The organism is Paenibacillus marchantiae, assembly GCF_028771845.1.
GTDB lineage: Bacteria > Bacillota > Bacilli > Paenibacillales > Paenibacillaceae > Paenibacillus > Paenibacillus marchantiae.
In genome coordinates this window covers 5,550,404-5,564,889 of sequence record NZ_CP118270.1, presented here as the reverse complement: position 1 = coordinate 5,564,889, position 14,486 = coordinate 5,550,404, and the positions used below count along the sequence as shown (strand labels likewise).

Here is a 14,486-nt window from a genome sequence, read left to right as displayed (position 1 = left end):
TTCAATTAAAATGGTAGACAGTTAGTAATCAATTCTGCTATGATTCCAATGATAATGATTACCATTATCACAAAAAGCAATGAATTATAGGGGGCATCATGTTTATGTTTAAATCCAAATCGATTCTTTCCATCTGCACGTTATTCATTGTGTTTACGCTAGTTCTTGCGGGCTGCGGAAATGCAGGAAAGACAACGGATGAAACGGGGAGCGGCTCAGGACAGACGAGTGAGAATCAGGAATCCACTGGAACCGATACAGCTCAGAATGAATCAGCGGAAAGTGAAACACGTGAATATGAGACGGATAAAGGGACGGTTACCATTCCTGCACATCCGAAACGCATCGTGACCGATTACTACGGGGGCGAAATTCTGTCTGTAGGCGGTAATCTGATTGGTGTGGAGCCAAGTGCCTTTGATAATCCGTTCATTAAGGACAAGCTGAAAGACACCACAGACGTGGGTTATCCGGTGAACGTGGAGAAGACGCTGGAATTACAGCCTGACTTGATCGTTGTGATGTATGATGATAACTACGAGGAACTGTCCAAAATTGCACCAACTGTGCATATCCCATATGGTACAGCTACAGATATCTACAAGACAGTTGAGCTGTTTGGTGATTTAATGGGTCAACCTGATCAGGCGAAGGCGTTCATTGCCGATTATGAGAAAAAGGCGGAAGAGGGACGCGAGAAGCTGAAAGGTATCGTGGACGAAAATACAACCGTTGGATTATACGAGTTGACGGACAAAGGGGATCTGTGGATCTTTGGCGACAACGCAGGCCGGGGCGGGCAAGTTGTATACAATGCTTTGAAGCTGAAAATGCCGAGCAAGGTGAGCAAAGACAATCAGACCGTGCAGCTATCGCTCGAAGTACTGCCTGAATACGCTACGGATTACATGTTCATGACGGTGTACGATCCTGAGAAAAAAGGCGAAGCACTGAAGGAATTCAAACAGTCCAAAGTATGGAACGGTCTGGATGCGGTGAAGAATCACCGGTTCTTCGAGAATGATTTTGATACATTCTATCGATATGATCCAATCGCCATTACTGCCCAGATCGATTTGTTTGTTGATCTGATCTTGAAGAGCGCTGAACAAAACAAATAAATGATTAACAGCTTGATGACTTCTAATGTTAGGCTAGCGCCTCGCATAACTTAACCCACAATGAGTTGTCATTACTGACTATAATTATAGAAAATCGACCTGCTTTAAGGCTTCTGCCTAAGGTAGGTTTTTTTTATATAAAAGCAAAAAAAAGTTGTTAATGTCATATTGACAATATCGAATTCATTTGTTATCATTTCGATAATATCAAAACGACAATATTAAGAAATGGGGAATGAGCGATGTTTGGATTCCGATTCGTGAAGTTTCAACCCAGTGAGTACGTAATGAAAGTGAAGAATGGGCAGGTGCAGCTTCAAGGAGTGGGTTTGTCCTTCTACTATTATGAGCCGACGACGTCGGTGGTGGTTCTGCCTGTATCTTCGGTGGATGTGCCCTTTATGTTCGAAGAAATAACAGCTGATTATCAAACCGTTACGGTTCAGGGTCAACTGAGCTATCGTATCGTTGATTATATGAAAATCACCCAAAGCCTGAACTACACGTACAATTTGCGCAAAAACAGATATATTTCCGACGATCCTGGCAAGTTGGATCAACGTGTGATTACGACCGCCAAAGTGCTGACCAAAAAACATCTGGAGCAAATGCCCCTGAAGGAAGCCATTCAATCGAGCGAACGGCTGGCCAGCAGCATGAAACGGGAAGTGGTGCAGAGTCAGGAACTGGAGAAATTGGGCGTAGAGCTGATGAGTCTGTCCATTCTGGCCATTTTGCCCAATAAAGAGACGATGCGTGCACTGGAAGCACAAGCGCGGGAAGAGATTTTACGCCAGGCCGACGAAGCGCTGTATGTACGTCGCAACGCATCCATTGAACAGGAGCGGAAAGTGAAGGAGAACGAACTAAACACGGAAATTGCCGTTGAGACGAAGAAACAGCAGATTCGAGAAACACAATTACATGCAGAGCGTTCGGTGAAACAGAAACAAAATGAGATGGAACAGGAACAGCTCCAATTCAATACAGCGATGGAGGAACGGAAACAACAGCTTATTGAATTGACGATTGCCAATCAGAATGCCGAAGCTGATGCCAAAGCCTATGAAATTGCTGCCGTGATGAACTCGTTACAACAGGTGGAGCCTAGCGTGCTACAGGCGATGGCTAACATGGGTATGAACTCGGATAAACTGATTGCCCTTGCATTCCAGGAGCTGGCTGAGAATGCCGGGAAAATTGGACAGCTTAACATTTCGCCGGATCTGCTGCAAGGATTGATGAATCCACCGACAAGAGAGCAGCAGGGAGGTCGGGCACGATGAGACTTGGGAAGGCAAGCCAGACTGTAGCCGCACACATTACTGGAGGAGAACCGATGACCGAATACAAGTTGATTCTGGTCAAACGCAGAACGAGGCTGGAAGAATTGGTGGTCCGCTATAATACGGTCCAACAAGCGCAGTTCTATATCGAACGCTTGGGAGCAGACTTCAGTGATTACCTGGAGGAGGACAGACGTTATCATCATTCCGTGCAGCAAGCCCAGCAGCAGCTCAGCCAACTGGGCCGGGTTCAGACCATTGATCGGGAACATGTGCCCAACTTTATTTTTGGAGCACAGGACATTGTGGTAGTGATTGGACAGGACGGTCTTGTTGCCAATACGCTCAAGTATGTAACCGAGCAGCCGCTCATTGGTGTTAATCCTGACCCCATGCGTTGGGATGGGGTATTGCTGCCATTTACGGTAGAGGATCTGAGCTTCATTATTCCCGATGTTATTCGTAAACGTCGCTCTCTGAAAGAAGTGACTCTGGCCAAAGTGGAGCTGAATGATGGGCAATATCTCTATGGCGTCAACGATCTGTTCATTGGCCGAAAGACGCATGTATCTGCTCGTTATGAAGTTCGCATGGGTTCATCGGTAGAACAACAATCCTCCAGCGGAGTGATTGTATCCACGGGAATGGGATCGACGGGCTGGTTCAAAAGTGTGCTGGCAGGTGCTGCTGGAGTCGTGGGCTCGGAAGCGTGGCAGCACATCCAATCGGGTGAAGCGTTCATTCCCGATAGAGACAGCAGAAGCTCTCATTCAAACTCGAACCCTAAAGGGAAAGGTTATGCAGAAGCACATATCGCTGCGACTGCTTCTGCACAGGGGAGCATGAGCGACATGAATCACTTTGGCTGGGATGCGCCTTATCTGTATTTTACAGTACGTGAACCCTTCCCCAGCCGGACGACTGCAGCCAATCTGGTGTTTGGACAAATTCATCCGAAACAGCCTTTGCAGATTGTCTCCCAGATGCCGGAGGACGGCGTTATTTTCAGTGACGGGGTAGAACAGGACTTTCTTGAATTTAATTCCGGAGTGGAAGCGACTATTGGCTTGGCAGAGAAACGTGGACGTTTGGTGGTCTAATCCTTTATTTCCAATCCGTTTTTGACTAGAATGGTAAACTAGATGTAGAAGATATGTCAGGGAACGGAAAGAAGGTTGACGATGCAATCGATATTGCTGGTTGAAGATGATGCCAAGCTCGCAGGATTGCTGGGTGAATATCTGATCCGAAATGGTTTTCAAGTGCAGATTGTGGCAGATTTCCGTCATGTTCTGGATGAATTCATGCAGATCGGTCCGGATTTGGTATTAATGGATGTAAATCTGCCTCAATTTGATGGCTACTACTGGTGTAGACAGATCCGTTCGCATTCCATATGTCCCATTCTATTTATTTCGGCTCGTGACAGTGGCATGGATCAGGTTATGGCGCTGGAACATGGGGCGGATGATTATATTACGAAGCCTTTTCAATACGAGGTCGTACTTGCTAAAGTTCGTAGTCACCTGCGTAGAGCATATGGGATGTATGCAGCTGTTCAACCAGAAATGAAAGTGAAAAATGGCTCTATGCTGCTGTACCCCGAAAGATATGTACTGGAGTTCGATGGTCTTTCCGTAGAGCTGACTCAGAAGGAATCCATATTGGTCGAAGCGCTGATGGCCAAGGCCGGTCGGGTGGTGGGCCGGGAACGTTTGCTCGAACTGATGTGGGAAGATCAGCATTTTATTGATGATAATACGTTGAATGTGTACATTACACGTTTTCGCCGCAAGCTGAAGGATCTGGGGGGAGAAGAGGTTTTGGAAACCGTTCGCGGAGCGGGCTACCGATTGCTTGATTTGGAGTCACCTGTCCAAGAGGACCGACAATGAAACTGTTCTTAAGAGATCAGCTACCCCTCATCGGATTTTATTTGCTGCAAATGCTGCTTGTCCCAAGTGTATATTGGCTTTCTGGTGAGGATCGCCCCATGAGGATTGTTCTTTATGGCATGTTTCTCAGTACAGTTGTATTGCTCGTGTATCTGATCGTACGTTATTTCCAGCTCCATCCATATTACCGTGTGCTCCAGCAGCCACAACGGCTGGTACAGGAACCTTTCCAATCACTTGGTAATGCCCCTGTGGCTAATTCTTTACAGGAATTGATGCATGAACTGGAGCGTAACCGTCAGAATGAGATGGGTCAATTGCGAATTCATAGTGAGCAGCAGGTTGTGTTCATGAATCGCTGGGTCCATCAGATGAAGACACCACTGTCCATCATTCAGTTGACCCTGGAAGATGTGGATGATGATAAAACTGCAGGCAGCATACAGGATGAGCTGGATAAAATGCGCAAAGGGTTGGAAATGGTACTTCATTCTTCACGCCTGGAACAGTTCGAAGGGGATTTTCGCGTAGAGCTTCTGTCTCTACCCGAGGTGGTTCGAAGCAGCGTAGCTGAGAATCGACGTTTGTTTATTCGCAGAGGAATTACACCGGATATTCGAATGGACAACGACCTTCGAGTTTACAGTGACTCCAAATGGCTGCGGTTCATGTTTACCCAGATTTTGACCAATGCCGTTAATTACTCAGATAGCAAAGCTGGTAAAAAAGTCATGATTACCGCCTATATTGAGGAAGAACGAATCGTATTAGATATTCAGGACCAGGGTATCGGCATATCGGCTGAAGATATTCAACGTGTGTTTAATCCTTACTTCACCGGAGAGCGGGGAAGACAGTATCATGAATCTACAGGTATGGGACTATATCTAGTCCGTGAGATCAGTACACGTTTGGGTAACCAGATAGAATTGTTCTCCAAACCCGATGAAGGAACATTGGTCCGATTCAGCTGGATGAATCGAAAATAGAAGTGCTTTGCCTATGGGCGAGGTGCTTTTTTTTATGGAATAGGAAGAAGGGGGAACATAACCTTAAACGCTGTGTAAGGAAAGTTTAAGGTAAATCGATAGCAGGGTTGGAGGAGGTCGTTTAGGATAAGGATATGAAAAGAAAGCATAGTTTATTTGGAGGGGAAACACCATGGAAATGTTGCAAGTTTCGGCACTAAACAAAGTGTATCAGGGCAAAGTGCAGACTAAAGCCCTTAGTGATATTCATCTGACCATCAAGCAGGGTGAATTTGTAGGGATTATGGGGCCATCGGGCAGTGGGAAAACGACGTTGCTCAATATGGTCTCGACCATTGATGAGCCAAGTTCAGGCAAGGTGCTGATTAATGGCATGAATCCGTTTGATATGAAAAAGAAAGAACTCGCCATGTTCCGACGCCGGGAACTCGGATTTGTATTTCAGGATTTTAATCTGCTCGATACCTTGACCGTTGCTGAAAATATAGTACTCCCTTTGACGCTGGACAAGGTCAAGCTGAAGGAGATGGAGAGCAGACTCGATCGGATTACCACTCAGCTTGGAATTGATCACATTCTGGATAAACGAGTCTATGAAATCTCGGGCGGACAGCGGCAGCGAACAGCCATTGCCAGGGCCATGATTAATATGCCATCCATCGTACTGGCCGATGAACCGACAGGTGCGCTTGATTCCACCTCATCTCAAGCGGTAATGGAATCGCTTGAACAGATCAACCAGCAAGAGAAAACAACCATTATGCTGGTCACGCATGATCCACTTGCCGCAAGTTACTGCCATCGGATTGTATTTATCAAGGATGGCAAGCTCGCAGCCGAAGTGCATCGTGGCGATAACCGACAGACGTTCTTTCAACGGATTATTGATACATTATCCTTCTGGGGAGGGAATTCGCATGAGCTTTCCTCAGTTCGCCTTTAACAACATTCGCCGAAACGGGCGAGCGTACATCGCCTTTTTCCTAAGTAGTGCATTCATGGTCATGATATTCTTCGCGTATGCGATGTTTATCTATCATCCGTTTGTTGAGAAATTGCCGATTGGTAAGACTACGGCAGCGGGAATGCAGGTTGCCTCCGTCATCGTATACGTTTTCGCGATCTTCTTTGTTATGTATTCCATTAGTGCATTTCTGAAATCACGGAACAAGGAATTCGGTATTTTAACCATCTTGGGCGCGGAACCAGGACAGATTCGAAGACTGGTCATTCTGGAAAATATGTTTATCGGATGTCTGTCCATTGTGGCTGGAATAGGTGGAGGCATGTTATTATCCAAGCTGTTCCTGATGTTAACCACCCGATTTATCGGTATGGAAGACCTGCCTTTTTATTTCCCGGTAAAGGCCATGTTGATTACAGTGATTGCTTTTTTAGTACTGTTCTTTTGCATTTCCCTGTTCACACTGATCTTTATCGGAAATAAGCGCGCATTGGAGCTGCTAACGGGCACGAGCAAACCCAAAAAGGAACCTAAAGCATCATGGGTATTCTCTATTCTTGGGCTTGCGTTTCTCGCTACGGGATTCATTGCGCTATACGGCAGTTTGTCGAGTGAGAGTATTCTGATCGCTGCTGTGACAGGCATTGCAGGTACGTATTTTTTCTACTCGCAGCTTTCCGTGCTGGCCATTCGTCTGTTGAAACGTAACCGCAAACGGGTGTGGCATGGTACACGCTTGCTATGGATTTCCGAGATGAGTTACAAAATAAAAGATAATGCACGCATGCTGTTTATGGTGACGGTGGTTATTGCGATTGCTTCCATGAGTGCAGTGGTCATTTTGTCGCTGGATCAACAGAATCGACAAGTATTTAGAGACAATCATTTTCCGATTCGTTATAACGTGTACAGTGCATCGGAAGAACCTAACATGGCACCCGTCAATGAGGTTCTTGACGCTGCGGGTCTTCAATATCAGAACGCTTATCTGGAATATTTTTGGACAAGTACAGATGATAGCGGCATCAGTGTGATGTCTCTAAGTGATTTCAACCAGTTCAACACAATCCAGAACAAACCGACCTATAAGCTCTCAGCTCATTCCAGTATATTCATTGATTCACGCAATGTGGAGAAGCCTCGACATGAAGAAAGATTTCGTTCCTATGCCAAGGGCGATCAGTTAACGCTGGATATGAATTCAGGGCCTGTTACATTCGATATTAAATATACTGAAAATGAACCGGAATTCAACGGGCTTCTGTATACATCAGCCCTAGTTATTGTAAGTGATGAAGAGTTTAAGGCTCTTGCCGGACAATTGGACAAAGATGCTGTGTCCGGTAAATATCTTTATCATATCCCTTCATGGGGGGGATCGGTGCCCGATCGGCAATCATCTGAAGTGATGGTAAGCGATCGGCTGGCGGGCATGGATGAAATCATTAGGAATAACTCTAATGATAAAGATTTTTCGGGCTTTTTCACGACGCGATATGCTGACTTCGAAGAATTCAGACAGACAACGGCACTCTTCACCTTTTTGGGGATATTCATTGGACTGATCTTCTCGATCTCCTCAGCGAGCTTTCTCTATTTCAGGCTGCACACGGATCTGGAGGCAGATGGGAAAATGGTGCATTCCTTGTCTAAAATGGGTCTCAGTTTTCAGGAGATGAAACGATCATCCACAATTCAGATCGCGGTTCTCTTTTTCTTCCCAATCCTGATCTCAATTGTTGAAACGCTCGTTGTTGTTAAGCCGTTTCTGACTGAATTCGGTATTACGAATTATACTGTTCCGGTATTAACCGTATTTGGTGCATTTCTGCTGGCACAGACCTTCTATTTCTTCGTCATTCGTTCAAGATATATATCTTCACTACGCAAAATGATGGTTTAAAGTTAGCGGTTTTATATTAATCTGGTCATCTCCCCTGTTTTTGTTCTCTATGCTCCGGTTAATGGAGTGATAGATCATATATGAACATGAGAGGGGTCATCCCGGATGTGGACTGCATTCATGTGGGGCGGCATCTCCGCCTCGGCTGTTGTCTTAGGAGCACTTGCTGCGCTGTTTCTGAAAATTCCGAAACGAGTTATTGGCTGGATCATGGCTTTTGGTACAGGGACCCTGATTGGTGCAGCCGCATTTGAATTGATTGGGGACGCCCTGAATGATGGGGGGATTGTGCCGACGGCAATTGGATTTACCTCAGGGGCCGTAGTGTACACGCTATTCGATTTGCTCATTTCCAGTAAAGGGGGAGCAGGGCGCAAGCGTTCGGAAAACACCGGGAACGGAGATTCCAGCCAGAGCGGACTTGGTATTTTTGCAGGGACGGTCATGGATGCTATTCCCGAATCAATCATGCTGGGGGCCAGTCTACTCGCCGGGAACGGTGTCAGTGTTGTGTTGGTTGTTTCTATCTTTGTGAGTAATATTCCGGAGGGTCTGTCCAGTACGGTTGGACTTCAACGCAATAAATACTCCCGCTCCAAGATTATTCTCTTGTGGCTGGGTGTACTGATCATCTCTGCACTTGCAGCATTGGGAGGATACCTGTTCCTGGAGCAGCTTCCTGATGAGATGGCCGCGGCTATTGGGGCATTTGCCGGAGGAGGCATTATTGCGATGATCTGCTCGACCATGATGCCGGAAGCATTCGAAGAAGGTGGGCCGGTAGTAGGTTTTATCGCTTCGATGGGATTGCTTGTATCGCTTTTACTTGACCTTTGATTCCTTGAGTTAAATGGGGGAGAAGAGTACCTTTCAGATGATGATCTGGAGTAAGGTACTCTTTTTTACGTTGTGTTTTCTTGTGCTAAGCACTGGAGTTACATATAATTTTGGTAGAACAACTGGGAAATGCTGAGTGATTGCTTTTAGCGATTGTCATCATGTAGGGGAAAGGCAGGATTGAAAATGAAACGTTTCGAGGATGAAGGGGCTTATAAATACAGCTTCTACGCTGTTCTTCGCCGGGGAGAGCAGGTCGATGTGAAATGTAAACCATGCGGCGGGCACGCCTTTATTGTCATAAAAGAAGATCATCTAGCATGGAAATGTTCTCAATGTTACGCTCATGGAATTCAAGAGACAGAATATCAGTACAATGCCAAGAACAATTGCATCCGATGTGCGCGCTGGTTCAATATTGAAGTGACGGATGAGAAAAAGATAACTCACAAAGCATCACATATTGAATGCCCGCACTGCGGGACCGTTAATGATGTCGAATTACATAAAAAGCTAGCATACCGAGGGTATTATCCCGATATTCGAGTTGGGCGAGATCCTGTGTTTGATATGGAATTGTACTTTCTGGACTATATCAGAGGTAAGGTGGTATGGGCTGTTATTCGGGAGCATTTAAACTATCTGATTTCATATATTTCGGCTGATTTGCGCGTGAAACTTGGAAATGTACCTTTGAAGACGGCTTCACATTCCATCCCCGCTTATATTAAGAACGCCAAGAACAGGGAGCTGGTTGTCCGCACATTGACCAAACTTCAGCATAAGACTGGATAAACCAGCAGAACGCGAGTCAAAAATGTGAATCATATTCAATACCTTTTTCACATCGCTTATCAGGAGTTTGATGTTCGATCCAGTGAAGATAATCCCTATCTGGCGGGTACAGTGAGATATCAATCCACAGAGAATGAATATGTAAAATCCGAAAAGCAATATATTAATGCTAAAGATTTTACAACGTTGTTGAATTTTTATAATAAGGACAAAGAGGTGATTTATACTTATTAAAATACTGGAAAAGAGGATGGACAGCTGGTACAATCCATTATTCATCAGGGGATGAGTCGTTCTAGCAATGGAGGCAGTGAAGCTGCTCGTGATCCTTATATCAACGTTACGGCTTTCTTCCATGATAAGTTAGACATCGATATGAAGCTGGATGTGGATGAAGAACATAAAGTCGTAACCATTCGAATGAATAAAGCGGAGGCGAGATGATGAATTTATTTGGTGTACATAAAGGACCTACATATTTGGAAGGTTTGGTTCGGGAGATTTCGGATGTTCAGACTCATGAAGTCGAATGGAAAGGCAAGTTACAAACGAGCGATGGGCATGACAAGTTCCATATTTTTTATTATGGTGACTTAACCGAAGATGATCTGATAACCTGGCATGATTCGACACCGCTCATTGTATATGCAGAGCATACCGTAACAGGGGAACGTTACTTGCTCATCGATTCAGCCAAACATGGTTATGATGCGATGTTGTGTGAGACATATCCAGAGGAAGACCTGAATAACAGGCCGCTACGGCCCTACCTGGACGTCGAAGGAGAAGACATATTTGAAGTACAGCTATCTGCCTTCTACAATGTGCCGTGGGATGAAGAGTTCGGGGAAGATGTGGATGAAGATGGAACCTTCGAATTAATTACGGGAGAGCGCATGGATTTTGAGCAGGTGAAACGTGACGGCTATGATGCATTTGCCATACGCATTGTAAACCGCAAAGGCGTAATAACCGAGATTGTGCAGGAAGAACTGGCTTAGGCTAGTTGAATTTGCTGACCGGTTGAATGACTGGTAAATTGAACGAAACGATCGTAGGGAGATGTCGTGAATGTATATAGTAACTCATGCGTTGAAGCCCATACCGGCTAAGGAACTGGATCATTTTGAAGAACAGCATTCTACCTCGTTACCTGCGTCATATCGCCAATGGCTGGAACAATACGGGGAAGGAACGTACACGGGCTGGATGAATGTGCAGCGGCCGGATCAGGAGGTATTGAAACCTTTTGCTGAATATGATTTTTGGATGCACACGGAGGATACACCGGTTACCCAGGATCAGCTTCAGGAGTGCATCAGTATCGGCAGTTCGGTGGATGGTGATTTCCTGGCGATTCATCCAGAGGTGAAGGGATTGTTATGGCTCCCGCGTCATGATGAGCATATTATCTTGTGGACTTGCTCAGAAGCTGACTTTGGAGAGACATTGGACCGGATCTATTGCGGATATTACCATCAGGATAAACCGCTGACCCCGGCGTATTTTGAACCGTGGAATGAGCTGCGAAACCACACGTTCTACCATTTGGTTAACGTTGAACGTGAAGGCTCCATGAAAGAACTGGCCGATTTGTGTAAGAGTAAATTCAAGTGGGATGCAGTGATGGAAAATGAGTACACATGTAAGCTTTTTATGGTCTCTATGGGTGGATATTTACGTTTTAATTATGCGAACGGCAGGGAAATTGCGCTTTTCTATGAAGAGATGCACGGGACGGAAGGTGCAAGGGATCACGATCTGGATCAATTTTTGCTGGCAAATCATTGTACAGTCATCAATAGAGGCGGAGTGGAGGAATAACAATTGAATTGGTTGAAAGAAAATATTGCAGAAACGTGGCGAAATGAAGGCAAACGATACGCAAAAGATGTTAATGCATTTGTACGCAGAGGCATGGCAGGAGAGCAACTGGATGAATCGGAGCTCGCGGAGGATGCCAGAGCTTCTATTAGTACTGAAGTGTGGGAGATGGTGAAGCAAGCCAATCTTCAAGGGGATTTGGAACGGCTTCGGCTTGAACTGCCTGCTGCAACATGGCCATTGAATGAACATTTTCAATCTTTCATGCAGGCCGTTCGGATAGTAGGTTATCTGAACACAGAAACAATAGTATTCACAACCAGCACCTTCACGGAGAATGGCTGTGTATATACGGCTGATCAACATGGATGGTTGCTATTCTCTCAGTATACCTTCGCAGGTTGTTCGCCAGACAGTGGAGACTATGCGCTGGCCGGATCAGAAGGTATTCGTATCATCAGACAACCAGATCGCCATCTGGAAGGACAAGAGCTTGCGGTGTATCGCTGGGAAGATATCCAATCCAGTATCCAGAAGTCTTTGCCACGCATCGAATCCCTTGCTGACTGTGAGCATCCGGAACGCACACTTGAAGGACTCATTCCATTCAATGATGGTAAATCCGTTCTTATTTTCTCTAATTATGGAATCTACCTGGTAGAGCAAGACCAGGTATCCCTGCTGCACCCGGATCCTGCAGAAATCGAAGAATATGAGTTGGAAGATACACAGATTGATATGGGTCATGCCGCAGTCTCACGTGACGGTCGCTGGATTGCCTACGGTAGCCAGGTAAGTAACCATATGGTTCTGGATCGCGAACAGAATAAGACATATTCGCTTTATCCTGAATCCAGCTATCCTCATTATGCGGTTTTCACCGCAGACAGCTTGAAGGTGTGGTTTAATGCATGTCACTTTTATAACGGTGCTACAATACAAGTTCAGCTGGAAACGATCGATGGTAATGAGAGTAAGGAAGATTGGCCTGTAATGGATGAGAATGCCCGTGTTTACGCTGCAGTAGAATTGGATGCAGGTATGGTGCTTGGTGACGCATACGGATATTTATATTGTGTGAATGGTGATGGGCAGGAAGTGTGGAGACATTTTGTAGGCAGCACCATCTATTCCTTGGCGATCTCGCCTGACCAGTCCAAGCTTGCAGTGGGGACGTTCGGGGGCATGCTGCATATTCTTGATCTTAACTCTGATCAGATGGATGAGTATGGTATAGGCACAGGCACCCTCCGTGAAATTGAGCGCTACGTGTTATGGCGTGGAGAAGAACCTTTACGTTGGTGAACACCAATGATTGAAGATCAAGACTGGATAAAGTAAGGTTGGGTAAAGTGGAGGTTTAAATGAAGCGTGAAGAAGCAGTGATTTTGTTGAAATGTCATGCCTTTGCCTGCGATGATCTGAATCATTCGACAATGGAAACCGGTTTTCTTGGTAGCTTGCGCCCCTTTCGCGGTAACCTGAATGAAGAAAATTTTCATGAACTTATGGAAATTTTGCATGTTTTGGCTCCTGAACTAAAGCAATCTACCCTGGATCGTGAAATTATGGCTTCACTATGGGGAATTACCCACCTTGGACGTGCTTGGGCCGTCGAGCCTGAAGGAATGTTGCGTAGTAATCAATTGATATCAGATGCACAGGTCGCGTTGATGGAACGTTGACTGGATCTGTTTTCCTACGCTGTTATGGTTCTGATCGAAGACGGAGGGGAAGAAGAGGCGTTCTGGGGATATCAGGAATATGTGCGGGAACGGGTTGAAAAGAGTTGAAAAGGGAGGGGTGTGTATGACACCTGAGGCTAATGCAAAATGGAATGATTTGTTTGATGCGTTGAATGAGCTCCTGAACGAAAAAATCCATGATGATGAAATTCGGCAGTTATACGAGGAATACCAGCATCGGGAGGGTGTCTCTGAGGAAAGTCTAAATGCATTTGAAACGGAGTATGGCGTCCGGCTGCCGGAGGATTTCCGTTCCTTCTATAAGCGTAAAGACGGCAGTGGTTATGCATTTCATATCTTGTATCCGGGTGATGCGGAAGCAGAGGAATGTAATCCGTTTTATCTGATGTCATTGAAGGAAATTCGGGAAACCAAACAATATTTCTGTGAAGTAGATGAGAAACTGGACGAGTACTATTCTGACGAAGAGATCAGCAAACTAGACCCGGAGATTAAGCCCTACTTATTCCATAAAGAGTGGATTCCTTTTGCAACGATGGCGGGAGGCTCGCTGTATTTGATGCTTGATTTTGATCCGACAGAGAAAGGAACCTACGGGCAAGTGATTATGTATGTGCATGATCCGGACTTTGTTTATTATGTGTCTGAGACATTTACAGACTTGCTGGAAGTGTCCAACCGTAATCTGAAGATTATGGATGAGATTGAGTATTGAGCAGGTAGAATCTGTTCAACAGAAGGGCATTGGATATTTTAAAGAAAGTTGAACAAAGACAGGAGCTGCCGACAGCAGCTCCTGCATTGCTATTTTACCATTAGAAACGATGGCCGTGGAAACCTCCGCCAGGTCCTCCGCCATGTGGTCCGCCCGGATAGCCGCCTCCAGGGAATGGACCGTGCGGACCACCCGGGTAACCGCCATGCCATCCTGGGCCTCCGATATGTCCGATGGGAAAGGGCAGCGGAAACGGTACGATGGGTGGATAGGGATATGGATAAGGGTAGGGGTATGGATAGGGTGGCGGTGGATAATAAGGGTAAGGATAACCCGCAGTTGGCGGGATAGGAACTGAACCAGGTCCGTATGCCATGATGCATGCCTCCAGTGTTTGATTGATGATATTAGCCTATGCTGCGATGCAATGGAGTGACACAGAGGGGTTAAT

At 45.7% G+C, this 14,486-nt stretch carries 16 protein-coding genes; 15 read left to right on the top strand and 1 reads right to left on the bottom strand.

The features are described 5' to 3' along the window. Positions 1 to 104 precede the first annotated feature (104 nt). The 15 genes from PTQ21_RS24995 to PTQ21_RS24925 all read left to right on the top strand — a co-directional run bounded on the left by PTQ21_RS24995 (position 105) and on the right by PTQ21_RS24925 (position 14,035). Positions 105 to 1,121 carry an iron-hydroxamate ABC transporter substrate-binding protein gene (locus PTQ21_RS24995; protein WP_063563156.1) on the top strand — a complete coding sequence of 339 codons (1,017 nt, stop codon included), beginning with the start codon at positions 105 to 107 and terminating at the stop codon, positions 1,119 to 1,121. Positions 1,122 to 1,363: 242 nt separating this feature from the next. After that, positions 1,364 to 2,407, top strand: coding sequence for an SPFH domain-containing protein (locus PTQ21_RS24990; protein WP_063563155.1), 1,044 nt, complete (start codon positions 1,364 to 1,366; stop codon positions 2,405 to 2,407). Next, positions 2,404 to 3,507: a diacylglycerol kinase catalytic domain-containing protein gene (locus PTQ21_RS24985; RefSeq protein WP_274567499.1), complete on the top strand. Its 1,104-nt coding sequence runs from the start codon at positions 2,404 to 2,406 to the stop codon at positions 3,505 to 3,507. The genes PTQ21_RS24990 and PTQ21_RS24985 overlap by 4 nt, the downstream gene beginning before the upstream one ends. An 81-nt stretch (positions 3,508 to 3,588) precedes the next feature. Continuing rightward, complete coding sequence (locus tag PTQ21_RS24980; RefSeq protein WP_274567498.1) at positions 3,589 to 4,302, top strand: response regulator transcription factor; 714 nt, start codon at positions 3,589 to 3,591, stop codon at positions 4,300 to 4,302. After that, positions 4,299 to 5,291 (top strand): sensor histidine kinase, encoded by a 993-nt coding sequence (locus PTQ21_RS24975; RefSeq protein WP_063563153.1) that lies wholly within the window; start codon positions 4,299 to 4,301, stop codon positions 5,289 to 5,291. The genes PTQ21_RS24980 and PTQ21_RS24975 overlap by 4 nt, the downstream gene beginning before the upstream one ends. A 172-nt stretch (positions 5,292 to 5,463) precedes the next feature. After that, positions 5,464 to 6,234 (top strand): ABC transporter ATP-binding protein, encoded by a 771-nt coding sequence (locus tag PTQ21_RS24970; protein WP_063563152.1) that lies wholly within the window; start codon positions 5,464 to 5,466, stop codon positions 6,232 to 6,234. Then, positions 6,209 to 8,158 (top strand): FtsX-like permease family protein, encoded by a 1,950-nt coding sequence (locus PTQ21_RS24965; RefSeq protein ID WP_274567497.1) that lies wholly within the window; start codon positions 6,209 to 6,211, stop codon positions 8,156 to 8,158. Before PTQ21_RS24970 ends, PTQ21_RS24965 begins: the two co-directional genes overlap by 26 nt. Positions 8,159 to 8,263: 105 nt before the next feature. Then, positions 8,264 to 8,995 carry a ZIP family metal transporter gene (locus PTQ21_RS24960; protein WP_064636978.1) on the top strand — a complete coding sequence of 244 codons (732 nt, stop codon included), beginning with the start codon at positions 8,264 to 8,266 and terminating at the stop codon, positions 8,993 to 8,995. 186 nt (positions 8,996 to 9,181) lie between these two features. Continuing rightward, on the top strand, positions 9,182 to 9,790 hold the full coding sequence (locus PTQ21_RS24955) for a hypothetical protein (RefSeq protein ID WP_274570569.1): 609 nt from the start codon (positions 9,182 to 9,184) through the stop codon (positions 9,788 to 9,790). A gap of 285 nt (positions 9,791 to 10,075) precedes the next feature. Further along, complete coding sequence (locus tag PTQ21_RS24950; protein WP_274567496.1) at positions 10,076 to 10,234, top strand: hypothetical protein; 159 nt, start codon at positions 10,076 to 10,078, stop codon at positions 10,232 to 10,234. Next, a complete protein-coding gene (locus tag PTQ21_RS24945; protein ID WP_274567495.1) occupies positions 10,231 to 10,791 on the top strand; it encodes a hypothetical protein in 561 nt (186 codons plus the stop codon). The genes PTQ21_RS24950 and PTQ21_RS24945 overlap by 4 nt, the downstream gene beginning before the upstream one ends. 70 nt (positions 10,792 to 10,861) lie before the next feature. After that, positions 10,862 to 11,614: an SMI1/KNR4 family protein gene (locus PTQ21_RS24940; protein WP_274567494.1), complete on the top strand. Its 753-nt coding sequence runs from the start codon at positions 10,862 to 10,864 to the stop codon at positions 11,612 to 11,614. 3 nt (positions 11,615 to 11,617) lie between these two features. Further along, positions 11,618 to 12,919 (top strand): hypothetical protein, encoded by a 1,302-nt coding sequence (locus tag PTQ21_RS24935; protein WP_274567492.1) that lies wholly within the window; start codon positions 11,618 to 11,620, stop codon positions 12,917 to 12,919. A gap of 59 nt (positions 12,920 to 12,978) precedes the next feature. Then, positions 12,979 to 13,299: a hypothetical protein gene (locus tag PTQ21_RS24930; RefSeq protein ID WP_338020296.1), complete on the top strand. Its 321-nt coding sequence runs from the start codon at positions 12,979 to 12,981 to the stop codon at positions 13,297 to 13,299. A gap of 124 nt (positions 13,300 to 13,423) precedes the next feature. Beyond that, on the top strand, positions 13,424 to 14,035 hold the full coding sequence (locus PTQ21_RS24925) for an SMI1/KNR4 family protein (protein WP_274567491.1): 612 nt from the start codon (positions 13,424 to 13,426) through the stop codon (positions 14,033 to 14,035). Between the two features lie 100 nt (positions 14,036 to 14,135). Here PTQ21_RS24925 and PTQ21_RS24920 read toward each other — a convergent pair whose 3' ends face one another. Further along, a complete protein-coding gene (locus PTQ21_RS24920; protein WP_097115711.1) occupies positions 14,136 to 14,411 on the bottom strand; it encodes a hypothetical protein in 276 nt (91 codons plus the stop codon). Positions 14,412 to 14,486: the final 75 nt, after the last annotated feature.

Coding starts and splice junctions, on each gene's coding strand:
- PTQ21_RS24995 (WP_063563156.1), top strand. CDS start 105: ATGTTTAAATCCAAATCGATTCTTTCCATCTGCACGTTATTCATTGTG.
- PTQ21_RS24990 (WP_063563155.1), top strand. CDS start 1,364: ATGTTTGGATTCCGATTCGTGAAGTTTCAACCCAGTGAGTACGTAATG.
- PTQ21_RS24985 (WP_274567499.1), top strand. CDS start 2,404: ATGAGACTTGGGAAGGCAAGCCAGACTGTAGCCGCACACATTACTGGA.
- PTQ21_RS24980 (WP_274567498.1), top strand. CDS start 3,589: ATGCAATCGATATTGCTGGTTGAAGATGATGCCAAGCTCGCAGGATTG.
- PTQ21_RS24975 (WP_063563153.1), top strand. CDS start 4,299: ATGAAACTGTTCTTAAGAGATCAGCTACCCCTCATCGGATTTTATTTG.
- PTQ21_RS24970 (WP_063563152.1), top strand. CDS start 5,464: ATGGAAATGTTGCAAGTTTCGGCACTAAACAAAGTGTATCAGGGCAAA.
- PTQ21_RS24965 (WP_274567497.1), top strand. CDS start 6,209: ATGAGCTTTCCTCAGTTCGCCTTTAACAACATTCGCCGAAACGGGCGA.
- PTQ21_RS24960 (WP_064636978.1), top strand. CDS start 8,264: ATGTGGACTGCATTCATGTGGGGCGGCATCTCCGCCTCGGCTGTTGTC.
- PTQ21_RS24955 (WP_274570569.1), top strand. CDS start 9,182: ATGAAACGTTTCGAGGATGAAGGGGCTTATAAATACAGCTTCTACGCT.
- PTQ21_RS24950 (WP_274567496.1), top strand. CDS start 10,076: ATGAGTCGTTCTAGCAATGGAGGCAGTGAAGCTGCTCGTGATCCTTAT.
- PTQ21_RS24945 (WP_274567495.1), top strand. CDS start 10,231: ATGATGAATTTATTTGGTGTACATAAAGGACCTACATATTTGGAAGGT.
- PTQ21_RS24940 (WP_274567494.1), top strand. CDS start 10,862: ATGTATATAGTAACTCATGCGTTGAAGCCCATACCGGCTAAGGAACTG.
- PTQ21_RS24930 (WP_338020296.1), top strand. CDS start 12,979: ATGAAGCGTGAAGAAGCAGTGATTTTGTTGAAATGTCATGCCTTTGCC.
- PTQ21_RS24925 (WP_274567491.1), top strand. CDS start 13,424: ATGACACCTGAGGCTAATGCAAAATGGAATGATTTGTTTGATGCGTTG.
- PTQ21_RS24920 (WP_097115711.1), bottom strand. CDS start 14,411: ATGGCATACGGACCTGGTTCAGTTCCTATCCCGCCAACTGCGGGTTAT.